Source organism: Reyranella sp. (genome assembly GCF_965249915.1).
Classification (GTDB): domain Bacteria; phylum Pseudomonadota; class Alphaproteobacteria; order Reyranellales; family Reyranellaceae; genus Reyranella.
In genome coordinates this window covers 1112779-1128988 of record NZ_OZ252257.1, presented here as the reverse complement: position 1 = coordinate 1128988, position 16210 = coordinate 1112779, and the positions used below count along the sequence as shown (strand labels likewise).

General features: G+C 67.4%; 12 protein-coding genes. 6 read left to right on the top strand and 6 right to left on the bottom strand.

Annotated features, from left to right (window positions below; all coding sequences use genetic code 11):
• Nucleotides 1-149: 149 nt before the first annotated feature.
• Nucleotides 150-1289 carry an acyl-CoA dehydrogenase family protein gene (locus tag ACP15H_RS05640; protein WP_425065229.1) on the bottom strand — a complete coding sequence of 380 codons (1140 nt, stop codon included), beginning with the start codon at nucleotides 1287-1289 and terminating at the stop codon, nucleotides 150-152.
• A 131-nt stretch (nucleotides 1290-1420) separates the two neighbouring features.
• On the opposite strand from ACP15H_RS05640, the gene map reads away from it, so the two are divergent.
• Nucleotides 1421-2167: a type I methionyl aminopeptidase gene (gene map / locus ACP15H_RS05635; RefSeq protein ID WP_425065228.1), complete on the top strand. Its 747-nt coding sequence runs from the start codon at nucleotides 1421-1423 to the stop codon at nucleotides 2165-2167.
• A 213-nt stretch (nucleotides 2168-2380) separates the two neighbouring features.
• Here the strand turns inward: map and ACP15H_RS05630 are convergent, their stop codons facing one another.
• The 4 genes from ACP15H_RS05630 to ACP15H_RS05615 all read right to left on the bottom strand — a co-directional run bounded on the left by ACP15H_RS05630 (nucleotide 2381) and on the right by ACP15H_RS05615 (nucleotide 9803).
• Entirely contained in the window at nucleotides 2381-2917 is a 537-nt protein-coding gene (locus ACP15H_RS05630) for a hypothetical protein (protein WP_425065227.1), read from the bottom strand.
• A gap of 99 nt (nucleotides 2918-3016) precedes the next feature.
• A complete protein-coding gene (locus tag ACP15H_RS05625) occupies nucleotides 3017-4531 on the bottom strand; it encodes a 3-hydroxyacyl-CoA dehydrogenase (RefSeq protein WP_425065226.1) in 1515 nt (504 codons plus the stop codon).
• A 100-nt stretch (nucleotides 4532-4631) separates the two neighbouring features.
• Nucleotides 4632-6539: a propionyl-CoA synthetase gene (locus ACP15H_RS05620; protein WP_425065225.1), complete on the bottom strand. Its 1908-nt coding sequence runs from the start codon at nucleotides 6537-6539 to the stop codon at nucleotides 4632-4634.
• A gap of 87 nt (nucleotides 6540-6626) precedes the next feature.
• Nucleotides 6627-9803 (bottom strand): bifunctional cytochrome P450/NADPH--P450 reductase, encoded by a 3177-nt coding sequence (locus ACP15H_RS05615; RefSeq protein WP_425065224.1) that lies wholly within the window; start codon nucleotides 9801-9803, stop codon nucleotides 6627-6629.
• Nucleotides 9804-9936: 133 nt separating this feature from the next.
• Here ACP15H_RS05615 and ACP15H_RS05610 point away from each other — a divergent pair, with 133 nt between their 5' ends.
• From ACP15H_RS05610 to ACP15H_RS05590, 5 genes are all read left to right on the top strand, one after another.
• Nucleotides 9937-10458 carry a hypothetical protein gene (locus ACP15H_RS05610; RefSeq protein WP_425065223.1) on the top strand — a complete coding sequence of 174 codons (522 nt, stop codon included), beginning with the start codon at nucleotides 9937-9939 and terminating at the stop codon, nucleotides 10456-10458.
• A 78-nt stretch (nucleotides 10459-10536) separates the two neighbouring features.
• Nucleotides 10537-11505 (top strand): Bug family tripartite tricarboxylate transporter substrate binding protein, encoded by a 969-nt coding sequence (locus ACP15H_RS05605; protein WP_425065222.1) that lies wholly within the window; start codon nucleotides 10537-10539, stop codon nucleotides 11503-11505.
• Between the two features lie 369 nt (nucleotides 11506-11874).
• Nucleotides 11875-13503, top strand: a complete 1629-nt coding sequence (locus ACP15H_RS05600) for an acyl-CoA synthetase (RefSeq protein WP_425069861.1) — start codon at nucleotides 11875-11877, stop codon at nucleotides 13501-13503.
• Nucleotides 13504-13592: 89 nt separating this feature from the next.
• Nucleotides 13593-14978 (top strand): SrfA family protein, encoded by a 1386-nt coding sequence (locus ACP15H_RS05595; protein ID WP_425065221.1) that lies wholly within the window; start codon nucleotides 13593-13595, stop codon nucleotides 14976-14978.
• A gap of 111 nt (nucleotides 14979-15089) precedes the next feature.
• Complete coding sequence (locus ACP15H_RS05590) at nucleotides 15090-15947, top strand: AzlC family ABC transporter permease (RefSeq protein ID WP_425065220.1); 858 nt, start codon at nucleotides 15090-15092, stop codon at nucleotides 15945-15947.
• A gap of 4 nt (nucleotides 15948-15951) precedes the next feature.
• Here the strand turns inward: ACP15H_RS05590 and ACP15H_RS05585 are convergent, their stop codons facing one another.
• Nucleotides 15952-16128 carry a YdcH family protein gene (locus ACP15H_RS05585; protein WP_425065219.1) on the bottom strand — a complete coding sequence of 59 codons (177 nt, stop codon included), beginning with the start codon at nucleotides 16126-16128 and terminating at the stop codon, nucleotides 15952-15954.
• Nucleotides 16129-16210 lie beyond the last annotated feature (82 nt).

Genomic DNA, 16210 nt, shown 5'->3' with positions numbered 1-16210 from the left:
ACCCTTTGACCTCACCCTGAGGAGCGGTCCCCCTCGAATACCTCGGGGTAAACTCCGGACCGCGTCTCGAAGGGTGGGAACCAGTCTTGATGTTGCCCATCCTTCGAGACGCCGCGCCAAGCGCGGCTCCTCAGGATGAGGATGGTAAGTCAGAGCGTCCGTCCAATGAGTTCCTTCATGATCTCGTTGGTGCCGCCGTAGATCTTCTGCACGCGGGCGTCGGCATAGAGGCGGGCGATCGGGTATTCCCACATGTAGCCGTAGCCGCCGTGGAACTGCAGGCACTCGTCGATCAGCTCGCACTGCAGCTCGGTCGTCCAGTACTTGGCCATCGCCGCGGTCGCGACGTCGAGTTCGCCCTTGAGATGCCTGGCCACGCAATCGTCGACGAAGACGCGCGCGATATGGGCCTTGGTCTTGAGTTCGGCCAGCTTGAAGCGCGTGTTCTGGAAATCGATGATCTGCTTTCCGAACGCCTTGCGCTCCTTGACGTAGGCCAGCGTGTGTTCCAGCGCCGCTTCGATCGCGGCCACCGCCTGGATGGCGATGACCAGCCGCTCCTGCGGCAACTGCTGCATCAGTTGCACGAAGCCCATGCCCGGCCCGCCCAGCAGATGATCGGCCGGCACGCGCACGTCCTGGAAGAACAGCTCGGACGTGTCCTGCGCCTTCATGCCGATCTTCTCGAGATTGCGGCCGCGCTTGAAGCCTTCGGTCTTGGTTTCGACGGCGATGAGCGACGTGCCCTTGGCGCCGAGCGCGGGATCGGTCTTGGCGACCACGATCACCAGGTCGGCCAGCTGGCCGTTGGTGATGAAGGTCTTGGAACCGTTGATGACCCAGTGGTTGCCGTCCATGACGGCGGTCGTCTTCACCGCCTGCAGGTCAGAACCGGTGCCCGGCTCGGTCATGGCGATGGCCGTCACCAGCTCGCCGGCGCAGGCCTTGGGGATCCACTTCTTTTTCTGCTCCTCGGTGCCGTAGTGGAGCAGATAGGGGACCACTATGTCGTTGTGCAGCGAGAAGGCGGGCCCCGAGGCCAGCGCCCGTCCCTGCTCCTCGATCATGATGGCGCTGTAGAGGAAGTCGGCGCCGGCGCCGCCATAGGCCTCTGGCATGGTCATGCCCAGAAGCCCCTGCTCGCCCGCCTTGCGCCACAGCTCGCGCGGCACGATCCCGTCCTCCTCCCACTTCATGTGGAAGGGCGTCACTTCCTTCTCGAAGAAGCGCCGGCAGGTGTCGCGGAACATCTGGTGTTCGGGCGTGTAATGCGCGGCCAAAGCGGTCACGAGCGTCGTCCTCCAACGATCAGTATGGTCAGTCTTCTTGAAAGGACTGTGAGCCGCCGGCGGTTCGTCCGCCAGCCCAAGGTAGGTAGTTTACCTTTACGTAAACGTCAACGCCGGTTAGGAGGGTGACGATGACCATCGAAAATGAAGACCAGCTCGAGAAGCTGCGCATCATCGGCAAGCTCGTCGCCCGCACCCTCGCTGCAATGGGCGAGGCGCTGGAGCCCGGCATGACGACCAGGGAACTGGACGATCTGGGCCGCGCCCTGCTGGAGAAGGAAGGCGCCCGGTCGGCGCCGGAACTCACCTACGATTTCCCCGGCGCGACCTGCATTTCGGTGGGCCCCGACTGCGCCCACGGCATCCCGGACGACACGGTCATCAAGGCCGGCGACCTGATCAACATCGACGTCTCGGCCGAACTGGACGGCTTCTTCGGCGATACCGGCGCGAGCTTCGCCGTCCCGCCCACCAGCCCGCGCATCGAGCGCCTCTGCGACGATGGACGGCGCGCCATGTGGGCCGGCATCCGCGCCGTGAAGCCTGGCGCCCGCCTGAACGAGATCGGCCGGTCCATCGAGACCTTCGCCAAAAAGAACGGCTACAGCCTGATCCGCAATCTGGCGAGCCACGGCATCGGGCGTTCGCTGCACGACGAGCCGTCGGAAATCCCCACCTGGTACGAAAAGCACGACCGCCGGAAGATCACCGAAGGCCTGGTCTTCACGATCGAGCCGTTCCTGTCGCTGGGCGCGGATTACGTCGAAGAAATGGACGATGGCTGGACGCTGCGCCCGCCGCTGCACCAGGCCGCGGTGCAGTACGAGCACACGCTGGTCGCGACCCGCCGAGGCCCGTTGATCCTGACGCTGGCCTAGCCTCTTTCCGAGGCCGATAGAATCGCCACCCCCAACCTCATGCTGAGGAGCGCTCCCCCAGGAGCGCGTCTCGAAGCATTGGCACGCGCACCACGTCTGTTGCCGATCCTTCGAGACGCGGTCCGGAGTTTACCCCGAGGTATTCGAGGGGGCCGCTCCTCAGGATGAGGTGGTGCGGGTCGAGGTGAAGCGGAAAGATCCAAAGCGCCGTCGCTATTTAACGGTCGGGCAGGGCCGCGACGGCAGGCGCGAATCGCAGACGCTGACGCTCTCGATATACTTCTTCATCGTCTCCAGGCGCTCGGGCGTCGGCACCGACCGCACGGCGCTCTGCACGACGTAGAAGCTGTCGTTGCCCTTGATGGCCTTCAGCATCGTGGTCTCTGGCTTGCCGGTCGAAGCGAGTAGCGGACAACGCAACAGGAGCGAAGCGGACTCGTAGCCGTTCACCTTGCCCGTCGCGACCGACGTCGCGGTGCTGCCCTTGCAAGCATCGGCCCACTGCTTTTGCATGAGGGCGAAAAACTGCGAAGGCTCTAGGTTCTTCCGACTCAGGAAGACCTGAATGGTGACCATCTCGGTCCAGTTCTCAACCGTCTCGGCCGCCGGCACGAACTCCTGCATGATCAGGCCGTTCTTCGAGTCTTTGAAGCCGAGCTTGAAGCCCTGCGGTACGGTGACGAGCAGGTTCTCGTTATTGAGTTGCTGCGCCTGCAGCGCGCCGCCGGTGAGCCCCATCAGCAGGGCCACACCGGCCGCCGTCCACGTGCTCCGCATGGTCATGGCGTTCCCCTGCAATGGATGCAGGAGATTGAACGGCGTTTCAGCGACACTGTTCCCTGCCGATTCCTACTCGACCGTGGTGGCGCTCAGCCCCAGCATCGCGCGGCGGCGCAGCCACTGGCTCGGACGGTAGCGGTCGTCGCCGGTGATTGCCTGGATCTGCACCAGGATCTCGTGGCACTCCTTGACGCCCAGCCAGTCGGCCAGCGCCAGCGGCCCGCGCGGATAGTTGAGGCCGAGAGTCATTGCGGTGTCGACGTCGGCGGCCGAGGCGATGCCGATCATCGCCATCTCGCAGCCGAGGTTGGCGATCATCGAACACATGCGCTGGGCGATGAAGCCGGGCGAGTCCTTGATCACCGTCACCTTGGTGCCGGACTTGGCGAGCAGCGCCACGGTGGCGTCGCGGATCGCGGGATCGAAGCCCGGCGCCATCATGATCGTGATGCGCTTGGACACGTCGCCGGTCAGGTCGACCGCGACGGTGCGCTTGGGGTCGAGGCCCAGTTCGATCGCGGTGGTGGTGCAGTCCTTGCCGACCGGCGCCACCAGGATCGGGCTCTTGCCGTCGTCGGCCGCCAGCATGTTCGCGCCGTCGGCGCTCACCAGGCTCATCAGCTTGGTGTTGTGGGTGTCCATGATGACGACGCTCGATGCCGGCACATGCGAGGTCGGATGATCGGCGCCGGCGTCGATCTTCGCGCCCTTCTCGTCGTAGCCATACCAGCCGCCGCCGGTCTTGCGGCCGAGCTTGCCCGCCGCATAGAGGCTCTCGTGATAGGGGCTGGGCGTCATGCGCCGGTCGTGGAAGAAGCCCTCGTAGATGATCTTGCGCGCCGGGAAGTTCACGTCGATCCCGGTGAGGTCCATCAGCTCGAACGGGCCCATGCGGAAGCCACAGGTGTCGCGCATCACGGCGTCGATCTGCGACGGCGTCGCCCGGCCCTCCTGCATGATGCGCAGGCCTTCGGTGCCGATCGCGGTGCCGCCGAGATTGACCAGGAAGCCCGGCGTGTCGCCCACGACCACGGGCACGCGGGTCTGGCGCTTGCCCAGCGCCACCATGGCATCGACCACCCATTGCGCGGTGTCGGCGGCGCGGATGACCTCGACCAGCTTCATCAGCGGCACGGGATTGAAATAGTGCATGCCGCAGACACGGTCGCGATGCTTGAGCGCGCGCGCGATCGAGGCGATGCGGATCGACGAGGTGTTGGAGGCCAGGATGGCGTCGGGCGCGATCACCGCCTCGAGCTCGCCGAACAGCTTCTGCTTCACTTCGAGATTCTCGAACACCGCCTCGACGACGACGTGGCAGCCCTTGAGATCCTCGATCTTCTCGGCGACGCCGAGATTGGCGTCCGCCTTTGCGAGGTCGGCATCGGTCAGCCGGCCCTTCGCGACCAGCCCCTTCAAGGTGTCGAGGATCGCTGCCTTGGCCTTCGCCGCACCACCGGGGGCCGCGTCATACATGATCGCCTTCATGCCGCCCTGCGCGGTGACCTGGGCGATGCCACGGCCCATGGCGCCGGTTCCCACGACGCCGACGGTGAGATCGGGGCGGTTGATGTCGAGACTCATACTGCGTTCCTCTTACTCTGCTGAAATTCGTTACCGGGGGCGCGCCACTCCAGTGGCGCATCTTCCCTTCACTCATGAGCGCCACTGGAGTGGCGCGCTCCTATGATTTGTTGGCGAACCCCGCACCCTTCAGCCCATCCTTGATCTCATCCAGCACGACCGGATCCTCGATCGTGGCCGGCAGGGTCCATGGCTGGCTGTCGGCCATCTTCTGCATGGTGCCGCGCAGGATCTTGCCGGAGCGCGTCTTGGGCAGCCGCTGCACGACCAACGCGCTCTTGAAGAAGGCGACGGGACCGATGCGGTCCCGCACCATCTGCACGACCTCGTTGGTGATCTCCTGCGGCGGCCGGTTGACGCCGGCCTTCAGCACCAGGAAGCCGAGCGGCACCTGCCCCTTCAGATCGTCGGCGATACCGATCACCGCGCACTCGGCGACATCGGCATGCGCGCCCAGCACTTCCTCGATCTGTCCGGTCGAGAGGCGATGACCGGCGACGTTGATCACGTCGTCCACGCGGGTCATCACCGAAACGTAGCCATCCGGATCGATGAAGCCCGCATCGCCGGTTTTGTAGTAGCCGGGGAACTCGCTCATGTAGCTCTGCTTGTAACGCTCGTCGGCGTTCCACAGCGTCGGGAAGGTTCCCGGCGGCAAGGGCAGCTTGCCGGCCAGCGCGCCCACCTCGCCCGGCTTCATCGGATGGCCGTTCTCGTCCAGCACGTCGAGATGCCAGCCGGGCGACGGCACCGAGGTCGAGCCGAGCTTCACCGGCATCGGATCGAGGCCCTGGAAGTTGCCGCAGATCGCCCAGCCGGTCTCGGTCTGCCACCAGTGATCGACCACCGGCACGCCCAGAAGCTTCTGCGCCCATTCGACGGTCGGCGGATCGCCGCGCTCGCCCGCCAGGAACAGGGTACGGAACGTCGAGAGATCGTAGTGCTTCAGCAGCTTGCCGTCCGGGTCCTCGCGCTTGATCGCGCGGAAGGCCGTCGGCGCCGTGAACAGCGCCATCGCCTTGTGCTCGGAGATCACGCGCCAGAAGGCGCCGGCATCGGGCGTGCCGACAGGCTTGCCTTCGTAGAGGATCGAGGTCGCGCCGTGGATCAGCGGCCCGTAGACGATGTAGCTGTGGCCCACGACCCAGCCCACGTCCGAAGCGCACCAGTAGACCTCGCCCGGCTCGACGCCGTAGAGGTTCTTCATCGACCAGGCGAGCGCGACGCAGTAGCCGCCGGTGTCGCGCACCACGCCCTTGGGCTGGCCGGTCGTGCCCGACGTGTAGAGGATGTAGAGCGGATCGGTGGCCTTCACCGGCACGCAAGCCGCGGGCTGCGCGGCGGCGAGCGCCTCGTTCCAGTCGAGGTCGCGGCCGGGCATCATTGTCGCGGCACATTGCGGCCGTTGCAGCAGGATGACCCGCGGCACCTTGTGCTTGGCCTGCTCGATCGCCTGGTCGACCAGCGGCTTGTACTGCACGATGCGCGACGGCTCGATGCCGCACGAGGCGGTGAGGATCAGCTTCGGCGCGCAATCGTCGATGCGGCTCGACAGTTCCTTGGCCGCAAAGCCGCCGAACACGACCGAATGGATCGCGCCCAGCCGCGCGCAGGCGAGCATCGCCATCACCGCTTCGGGGATCATCGGCATGTACAGGATGACGCGATCGCCCTTGCCCACGCCCTGCGCCGCGATCATCCCGGCGATGCGCGCCACCTGGTCGCGCAGCTCGCGATAGGTGAAGCTCTTCTTGGTGTTGGTGAGCGGCGAATCGTAGATCAGCGCCGCCTGCTTGGCGCGGCCGCCCTCCACGTGGCGGTCGAGCGCATTATGGCAGGCGTTGAGCTCGCCGCCCTCGAACCAGCGATAGAAAGGCGGCTTCGTCCCGTCGAGCACCTTGTCCCAGCGCTTCGTCCAGTCGATCGCCGCCGCCTGCTCTGCCCAGAACCCCTCGGGATCCTGGAGCGACCGCGCATGAAGCGCACGATATTTGTCGCCAACAGCCATGACCGGCATCCTTTGCGTTTCCGTCCCTGGCTTAGCCCCGCCTCCGGCCGGTCGCAATGTGGTTATGTGAAACCGATTCGCAGGGGCTCAGGCGAAGACGTCGGAAACGAAACGCCCATGCTCGTGCTCGACGGTCTCCACCCACTTCTGCGCATCGGCCTCGCCGGCGCCCGATGCCTCGCGATAGATTCGCACCAGCGTCTCGCGCACGGCCGGCGCCATGTACTGCCCGTCGCCGCAGACATAGACGGTGCCGCCCCGCCGGAACAGTTCCACGATGCGGGCGCGTTCCTCCCACACGCGATGCTGGACGAACGAGACCTCGCCCCGCGGCTGCAGCGAGAAGGCCGGCAGCACCGTGACCACACCCGCCGCCTCCCAGCGCGCGAGTTCGTCGCGATAGAGATAGTCGACGTCGGCATGGTTGGTGCCGAAGAACAGCAAGGCCGGACCGACATCCTGGCCGCCCTCCTTCTGCGTGGCGCGTTCCTGCAGGAAGCCGCGGAACGGCGCGATGCCGGAGCCGGCACAGATCAGGATGATCGGCGTGCGGGGATCGGCCGGCGGATGGAAACGGGCATTCGAGGGGCGCACCGCCAGCGAGATGCGGTCGCCTGGCTGCAGATGGGCCAGGTAGGACGAGGCGACGCCGCGGAAGGTGCCGTTCCCCGAGTAGGCCGGCGCATCGACGACGGCGACGGTCAGCGTGACATGGTCGGGCTTCCAGAGTGGCGACGAGGAGATGGAATACTGCCGGGCCCGCATGGGCGGCAGCATGTCGAGGTAGGGACCGAAGCCCAGCGCGCAGGACTGGAAGCGGTCGAGCAGGTCGAGGACGCTGCAGCGCGGCTTGAGCACCGCATCGGCATAGGCCTCGCCCGCCATGGCCTCCAGCTCCGCCCGTTCGGGCGGACAGGGCGTCGCCGCGGCGAGCGCGGCCACCTGGGCCCGCGTCGCGGGCTGGGCCAGTTCCACGTAGTTCGACAGCAGCTCGCCGCAACTGACGGGACGGCCGATCGGCAGGCTGGCCGCACCGTCACGCCGAAGGACGACAAGCGTGTCGCGCGCCAGGCCGAAGCGACGCAGCACGCGATCGACCAGCTCCTGCGGGTTGGTCGCCAGGACCGCCAGATAGTCGCCCGCCCGATACGTCATCCCGTCGGGCAGCGAGAATTCCAGGTGCCGCTTCGAGCGCGCGTTGGGCGCGCTCATATCGACCAGCTCGCGGTTCTCGACCACGCTGCCGCGTTGCAGGTCGCCCAGCCGCAGTGCGCCCTCGCGACCGTCCTTGACGTACTCGACCTGCAGGCCGGACGCGGCCGGCGCGGCAGTGGCGTCCTTGCCCAGGGACTCGCGCAGGCGCGGCAGGAAGCCCGCCCACCATTCGTCGAAGGCGCCGAAGAAGTCGCCACCCGAATCGGTCTCGCCGCGTTCGGCGAGCCGCGTGGCGCCGGCCCGGGCGAGAGCGGCGTCGACGCGCTTGGGGATCGCCTGGTAGGTGCGCGCCCATTGCCGGTTGCCGCAGCCGAACACCGCGAAGCGCGCGCCGGTCAGCGCGCCCTCCTGCAGGGCTTCGACGTAGGAGACGAACTGGCGGGCATTGTCGGGCGGCTGGCCTTCGTAGGACGCCGTGACCACCACGATCGCGCCCTCGCGCGGCAGGTTGCCGGCATGGTCGTCCATCGCCGCCACGGTCGGCGCGAAGCCGTTGGCCGGCGCCTCGTCGGCGATACGGTTGGCGAAGGCCTCCGACGAGCCGGTATTGCTGCCAAAGAGAATGAGCAGCGGCGTCGCGGCGGCATCCGAGGCCGGCCGTCGCGCGGGCTGCGGCGTCAGCGCCTTCTGCGGCGTCGAGGGCACGGCACTGCGCCGCAGCGAGGTCCCCGTGCGGCGCGCCCGCGCGCGGATGCGCAGACCTTCGGGCTTGAGTGTTAGCGTCTCGTGGATCTTCAGCGTGTAGGACGGATCGTCGAGCACGAAGTCGAAGCGCTGCAGCATCAGGATGAGGACGAGCTGGGCTTCCTGCATGGCGAAGGGCCGGCCGATGCAGGCCCGCGCGCCGTTGCCGAACGGCTTCCAGGCGTTGGGCGGCAACTGGCTGGCATTCTCGGGCGCGAAGCGCTCGGGCCTGAAGGCTTCCACATCGTCGCCCCAGACCTTGGGGTCGCGATGCAGCATCGGCTCGAGGACCATCACGATGTCCTTGGTCGTGAGCGGGTACTTGCCGGCCAGCACGGTGTCCTGGTGCGGGCTCACCGAAAAGACCGAGGCGGTCGGCCAGATGCGCAGTGCCTCCATCAGGATCTGCTCGATGTAGCGCAGTTGCGCGAGATGCTCGACCCGCGGCACCTCCTCGCCCAGCACCTGGTCGACAAGGGCGCGCGCCTTCTGCAGTACGTCCGGATTCTTCAGCAGCAGATAGGTCGCAAAGGACAGAAGGCCGCTCGTGGTCTCGTGGCCGGCGATCAGGAAGGTGATCATCTGATAGCCGATGTTCTCGTCGCTCAGCTTCTCGCCGGTGACGGGATCGACGCCATTCAGCATCAGGTTGAGCAGGTCGTTCTTCTCGTTGCCCTTGGGATCGCGCCGGCGCTCGGCGATGAGCTCGCGCGCGACCTTGTCCATCAGCTCCTTGTCGGCCTGGAACTGACGCGCCTTGGACAGCATGAGGTTGCTCAAGAGCTTCGGCCGGCGCGCCCGGTTCGAGGCCTCCTGCAGCGTGCCCACCATGGCGGACACGAAGGGATGCATGTCGTCCTGGTAGAAGCTGTTGAAGCGGTAGTCGAACGCGCAGAGGGCGATCGTGTCGAGGGTGAGCCGCGTCATGTTGTCGGCGACCTCGATGACGGCGCTCGGCCCGAACCGCTCCCAGCGCACGAACATCTGGTCGGCGATGTCGAGCATCCGGTCGAACATGCCGCGGATGGCGATCGGCCCGAAAGCCGGAACCAGGATCCGGTGCGCCTTGGCCCAGTTGGGCTCGTAGCCATGGGCGGTGAACAGCCCGTCGCCGGCAACCGCCCGGATCTCCTTCAGGGCTCCCTGGATGCGTTTGCCGAACCGGGTCTCGTCGCACAGTTCGTTGACCAGCTCCTGCGAGCTGGCGACATGGACGTCATGGTCCATGATCGTGAGCTTGAAGAACGGCCCGTAGGTGCGGGCGAGCCCCATCAGGCTCTGGACCGGGCAGCCGCCCTGCAGCTCCGTGAGATTGCCGACGATGGGTTTCAGGGGCGGTTGGGGAACCCGCTCATTCAGCGACATGATGCAATGCCTTCACACAAGGTTCGAGTTCCCGAGCACCACCGGCCGACGACGTAACTCGACCTAAAATGGCCTGTCCCCTCGCACCTTGTCGACGTATTCGTGGGGTGACGGGTGGCGAAGGAGTATTTCGATGCGGAGACGGTTTCTTGCAGTGCTGATGGCGGGCGGCGCGACGACGCTTCTGCCGCGGGCGCCCCGCGCCCAGGGCTGGATGGAGTACAAGCCCGAGGGCGGGCGTTTCCGGGTCGACCTGCCGGCACTGCCGAAGATCGCGATCGTCCAGGTGCCGATCGGCAACGGCAACACCGTGCCGATGACCGAAGCGACCTCGGTGGTCTCGCGGGTCGCCTACATCGCCTCCTATGTCGACTATCCGCCCGCCGTCACGAAAGGCGCCGCGGCCGACGTGATCCTGACCAAGGTCCGCGACGGCGCGGCGGCCGGCGGCTCCTACCGCGACGAGAAGAAGCTGCAGCTCGGCCGGGTCGAAGGTCGCGAATACACGGTCGTGCAAGGCAACGGCAACGTCGCCGTCACCCGCACCTATTGGGCGCGCGGCCGCCTGTACTCGCTCGTGGTCGACGGCAAGGCCGGCATCGAGACCCAGCCCGCGACCCGCCAGTTCCTCGACTCCTTCGCGCTGGTCCAATAGACGGCGCGCCAACGGGCCTGTCGCCCCTCTCTGCTTCCCGCTATTCTCCCGGCAACAAAGTGTTCCTGGGAGGGAACGATGGTCGGTCGCCGTGAGGTGACGCTGGGCGGGCTTGCCGCGCTGGCGTCGACACGTGTGCTTGCTCAATCGACGAACTGGCCCGCCAAGCCGATCCGCCTGATCGTGCCCTACGGGCCGGGCGGCTCGGCCGACCAGGTGGCGCGTCTCTATGCCGAGAAGATGAGCGCCTCGCTCGGTCAGCAGATCATCGTGGAGGACAAGCCCGGCGCCTCGGGCGGCGTCGGCGCGCAGATGGTCGCGACGGCACCCGCCGATGGCTACACGCTGCTGCTGTCGCCGACCGCGATCATGGCCATCACGCCGGCCGCGCGGAAGGTGCCTTACAATCCGGACGACCTGGTGGCCGTCGCCCGTCTCTCGACGCCGATCCTGGTCGTCACCCTCACCAATGCGCTGGGCGCCAAGAGCTGGGCCGGGTTCGTGGCACTCGCTAAGGCGAACCCGGGCAAATACTGGTTCGGCTCCTCCGGCCTCGGCACCATCACTCATCTCACCGGCGAAGTGCTGACGCGGTCCGCCGGCATCCAGATGCAGCACTCGCCCTACAAGACGATCGTGGACGCCACCGGAGACGTATTCGACGGCCGCATCCAGATGGTCTTCGATCCCTCGTTCGTGCCCTATGCCAAGGCCGGCAAGGTGTTCGCCGCTTTCGTCGATCAGCCGGCGCGTCTGCCCGACCTGCCGGACACACCGACCGCGACGGAGATCGGCCTCGATCTCAAGGGCTTCCGCGCCCGCAGCTGGTTCGGCCTCTTCGCGCCGAGAGGCACGCCCGAGCCCATCCTGAAGCGGCTGTCCGATGCGGCGGCACAGGCGGCCGCGTTGCCGGACATGAAGGAGAAATTGCTGCTGGTGGCGCAGAACGTGGAACATCAATCCAACGTCGACTTCGCGCGGCAGGTGCGTGAAGACCAGATCTATTTCGCGCAGCTGCTGAAAGACCTGGATATCAAGCTGGAATAGGCGAGCCGCCCTGTGAGAGAGTGCCGCCGCACAGGGAGTCGAACGGAAAGAACCATGGCCAAGCGCAAGACGGGTAAAGGCAGCAGCAAGTCGAAGGCGCCGGCCAAGCGCAAGGTCGCCGCCAAGACGAAGAAGATCGTCCGGCCGGCTGCGAAGGCCGCACCCAGGAAGGCTCCCCCGCCAAAGAAGGTCATCGCTCCCAAGAAGGTTGTCGCATCCAAGAAGGCCGTCGCACCGAAGAAGGCCCCGGTATCCCGGAAGGTCGCCGCGCCCAAGCCGCTCGGGCGCCCCGGCCTGCGTCGCTCGGTCAAGAGCCGCACCTCCGTGACCCGCCTCGCGGCGCCGCGTCCGGTGTCGCACAAGACCGCGCTGGCCGCGCAGAACATCTACGAGCGCGACCTCGACAGGACGCCTGCGAATTACGCCGCGCTGACTCCTCTGCAGTTCATCGAGCGCACCGCCAGCGTCTATCCCGATCACCTCGCGCTGATCCACGGCCAGCGCCGCCAGACCTGGGCCGAGACCTATGCGCGCTGCCGGCGTCTCGCCTCGGCGCTGGTCAAGGTCGGCATCGGAGTCGGCGACACGGTGGCGATCATGGCGCCCAACATTCCCGAGATGTACGAGGCGCATTTCGGCGTGCCGATGACCGGCGGCGTGCTCAATTCGCTCAACACCCGCCTCGACGCCGCGATGGTCGCCTTCATCCTCGACCATAGCGAGACCAAGGTGCTGCTGGTCGACCGCGAGTACCATCGCGTCGTCACCGAGGCGCTGGCGATCGCCAAGACCCAGCCGCTGGTCGTCGACATCGACGATCCCGAATGCGAGGACCGTGCGCAGATCGGCGACACGACCTGGGAGGAATTCATCGCCGATGGCGATCCCGATTTCGCCTGGTCCTATCCATCGGACGAGTGGAACGCGATCACGCTCAACTACACGTCGGGCACGACCGGCAATCCCAAGGGCGTCGTCTACAGCCATCGCGGCGCGACGCTCTCGTCCTACGGCAACGCCACGCAATGGCCGATCGGCCTGCACCCGGTCTATCTCTGGACCCTGCCGATGTTCCACTGCAACGGTTGGTGCTTCCCGTGGACGCTGGCGCTGGTGGCCGGCACCTCGGTGTGCCTGCGCCGCCCCGCGGCCAAGCCGATCTTCGACGCGCTGGCCGACAACGATGTGAGCCACATGTGCGGCGCGCCGATCATCATGCAGCTGATCATCGGCGCGACCGAAGCCGAACGCCGGCCGCTCGGCCGCAAGGTCGAGTTCATGACCGCCGCCTCGCCGCCCCCCGCCGCCGTGCTCGAGGCGCTGGAGAAGCAGAACTTCCGGGTCACCCACGTCTACGGCCTCACCGAGGTCTACGGTCCGGCCACGATCTGCTCGTGGCATCAGGAATGGGATGCGCTGCCGGCGCACGATCGTGCGCGGCTGAAGGCGCGCCAGGGCGTGCGCTACGCGGCCCAGGACGGCGTCACGGTGATGGATCCCAGGACCATGAAGGAGGTGCCGCGCGACGGCGCCACGATGGGCGAGGTCATGTTCCGCGGCAACATCACCATGAAGGGCTATCTCAAGAACCCGACGGCGACGCGCGACGCCTTCGCAGGCGGCTGGTTCCACTCCGGCGATCTCGGCGTGATGCACGAGGACGGCTATATCGAGCTGCGCGACCGCTCCAAGGACATCATCATCTCCGGCGGCGAGAACATCTCGACCATCGAGGTCGAGGGCGTGATCATCGCCCATCCCGCGGTCGCCAACGCCGCCGTCGTCGCCAAGCCCGACGAGAAATGGGGCGAGACGCCCTGCGCCTTCGTGATGCTGAAGCCCGGCGCCACCGCCAGCGCGGAAGACATCATCGCCCACTGCCGCGCCAACCTCGCGGGCTACAAATGCCCGCGCCACATCGTCTTCCGCGACCTTCCCATGACCTCGACCGGCAAGGTGCAGAAGTTCGTCCTGCGCGAATGGGCAAAGGCCGCCTAGCGCGCTCGGCGGCCAAACTGACGCGGCCCCCCGGGCAACGACGGCAAACCATCGCGCCGCCATAATCTCCGGGCTAGGTTCGCGATCCCATGCCCGGCGAAGCAACGCTCATCGTGACGACCCGCAGCGGCGTACGCCCCCTGGGCGTGCGCGGCGAGCCGTTGCACAACGCCGCGCCGCAATTGCGCCGCGTGGTGCGGCGGCGGCTGGGCGACGAAGCCGCCGACCTGCTGGCCGATCCGCAGCTCCATGAGAACGACCAGGGCATCGACTGGTATGCCGGCTGGTCCGGTCCGGTTCGCGCCGTTACCGACCTCCCACCCGCGCAGCAGGACGCCGTGCTGGCCGCGGTCGAGCGCACGCTGGCGGAGATCCGGCGACTGGGCGACCTGCTCGCCGGCCACGGCCCCAAGGAAGAGACCGGTGTCGTCGGCCTGTCGCTGAAACTCGCGGCGCGCGCGCCCTCGCCCGCCTTTGTCTTCCTGGTCGGCGACCGGCCGGTCATCGTCGCCTGGGGCTACGAGAAGGAAGCGGCCAGTGCGCTGCTGCCGCTCGCCCTGCCGCGGGTGCCCGACGCGCGAGTCCCCGATGCCCACGTGCCGGACGCCGCCGTGCCGGGCCGGCGGCCTGTGCTCGAAGCCGCGCAGAGGACGCCGATATCCACCCGGCCCGCCGCCATCCCGGCGGCCGGGGTGCCCTGGTGGCGTACCCTCGCCGCGGCGCTCCCGCTCCTGCTGCTTCTTCTCGCGGGCGCGTGGCTGCTGCGCGGCCTGCTGCCCGTCCCGCCCGATGTCGCCCTCGTGACGCGCGAAGGGCCGCCCGCACCCCCGGCCCCGGAGGCACCGCCCGACACGTTGCCGGCGCTGAAGGCCGCCTTCTCCGCCGAGCAGTCGCGCGAGCGCGTGCTGAAGGTCGAGCTTGGCCTGGCCGAAGCGGAACTGAAGCGGCGGATCGCCGACTGCAAGCCGCCCGAACCGCCCAAGCCGCCCCAGGTCGCGGTCGCACCACCGCCGCCGGCTCCCGCCCCGGCACCGCCGAAGGTCGTGCCGCCGAAACCGGCGCCCGCCCCGGCGCCGCAGCCGCGCAATCCGGCCGACAATCGCCTGCGCCTGCCCAATGCGCCGACCAACGACTATTCCTTCATGCAGGGCTGCTGGCGCACCGACCCGTTCCGCCACGAAGCGCTGCAGCTCGAGCCCGGCCGCTCGTCCTACTGCTTCGATGCCAGCGGCGCGGGCCAGCTCGAATGGCGCCGCGGCCGCACCGCCTGCCGCACGCGCGCCCAGGCGCGCTTCGAGGGCGCGGTGCTGCGGCTGCGAGACTCGGATTCGACCTGCAACGACGGCTCGCGCTGGTTCGCCGACCAGCTCGTCTGCCAGCGCGGCGCCGACAACGTGGCTATCTGCAGCGGCGAGTCGCGCAATGCCTACGGCGCGCCGGTGCGCTGGTCGGTCAACCTGCACAAGATCAACTGACCCGCCTAATGGGCGGCTGAGGTAAACTCGGTTCCGGCACCGCGGCGGCTCGCCTACAGTGCGGGTCGTCCCCCCCTTTATCCGGTAGCTTCAGTGTCCCCTTCCGCGCGCGTGACGTGGCGCAGTTTCCAGGCCGGCGCCTTGCGCATGATCCTGCCCGGCCTCGCGTCCCTTCCGTTCGGCATCGGCTTCGGCGTCGCCGCGGCCCAGAAGGGCCTGAGCGCCTTCGAGACGACGCTGATGAGCTTCACCGTGATGGCCGGCACCAGCCAGATGGTGGCGCTCGACATCTGGGCCCAGCCGCTGCCGCTGATGGCGCTGGCCGTGTCGGTGTTCGTGGCCAATCTCCGCTACTTCGTCATGGGCGCGGCCCTGCAGCCGCATCTGCCGCACCTGCCCTGGTGGCTGCAGCCGCCCGTCTGGTACGTGACGGTCGATCAGAACTGGGCGGTCAACATCGCGGAGTATCGCCGCGGCCAAGGCGATCTCGGCAAGTTCCTGGGCGGCGGCTTCGTCATGGCCTGGATCTGGTCGGGATCGACCCTGGCCGGTCATCTCGCGGCCGGCGGAATCCTCTCCGATCCCACCATGGCACGACGACTCGGACTCGATTTCGTGGGCGTCGCGGTGTTCGTCGTGGTGGCCACCATCCTGTTCCGCGGCAAGCGGGACATCGCGCCCTGGGCGGTGGCGATTGCAGCGGCGCTCGCCGCCATGGCCGCGAAGGGCGGCGGCTTCATCGCCATGCGCTGGCTGGGCCGCCACCGCTTCGTGAACGCGTTGCTCGACCACGCGCCCGGCGCGGTCCTGGTCTCGGCGGCCGTCGTTCCGCTCACGCAGAGCGGCGGCGCGTTCATCGTCGGCGCGGTGGTCGGCACCGTGCTGACCCGAACCGTCGGCGGATTCACCGCCGGCCTGTTCGGCGCGGTCGGCGCCGTGGCGCTGGCCCGCTGGGCGGGCCTCGCGTGAGGATTTAGTGGGAAGTCGGCTCGGTCAGCCGGACGATCTCGTCCTTGATCATGAGCTTGCGCTTCTTGAGGCTGCAGAGCGCGTCGTCGTTGGGAAGCGGCCTCGTCGTCTCTTGATGGATCGCCTGCTCAAGAGTCGCGTGCTTGGTCTTGAGAGCTTCGATGTGGTCCACGGTGCTCATAGTCGGATACCTCCGAGTTTGTTAACGGGACGATGGAAGTCTGACTCTGACATTGGGTGGTGTCACGTCGAATCAACCCGTA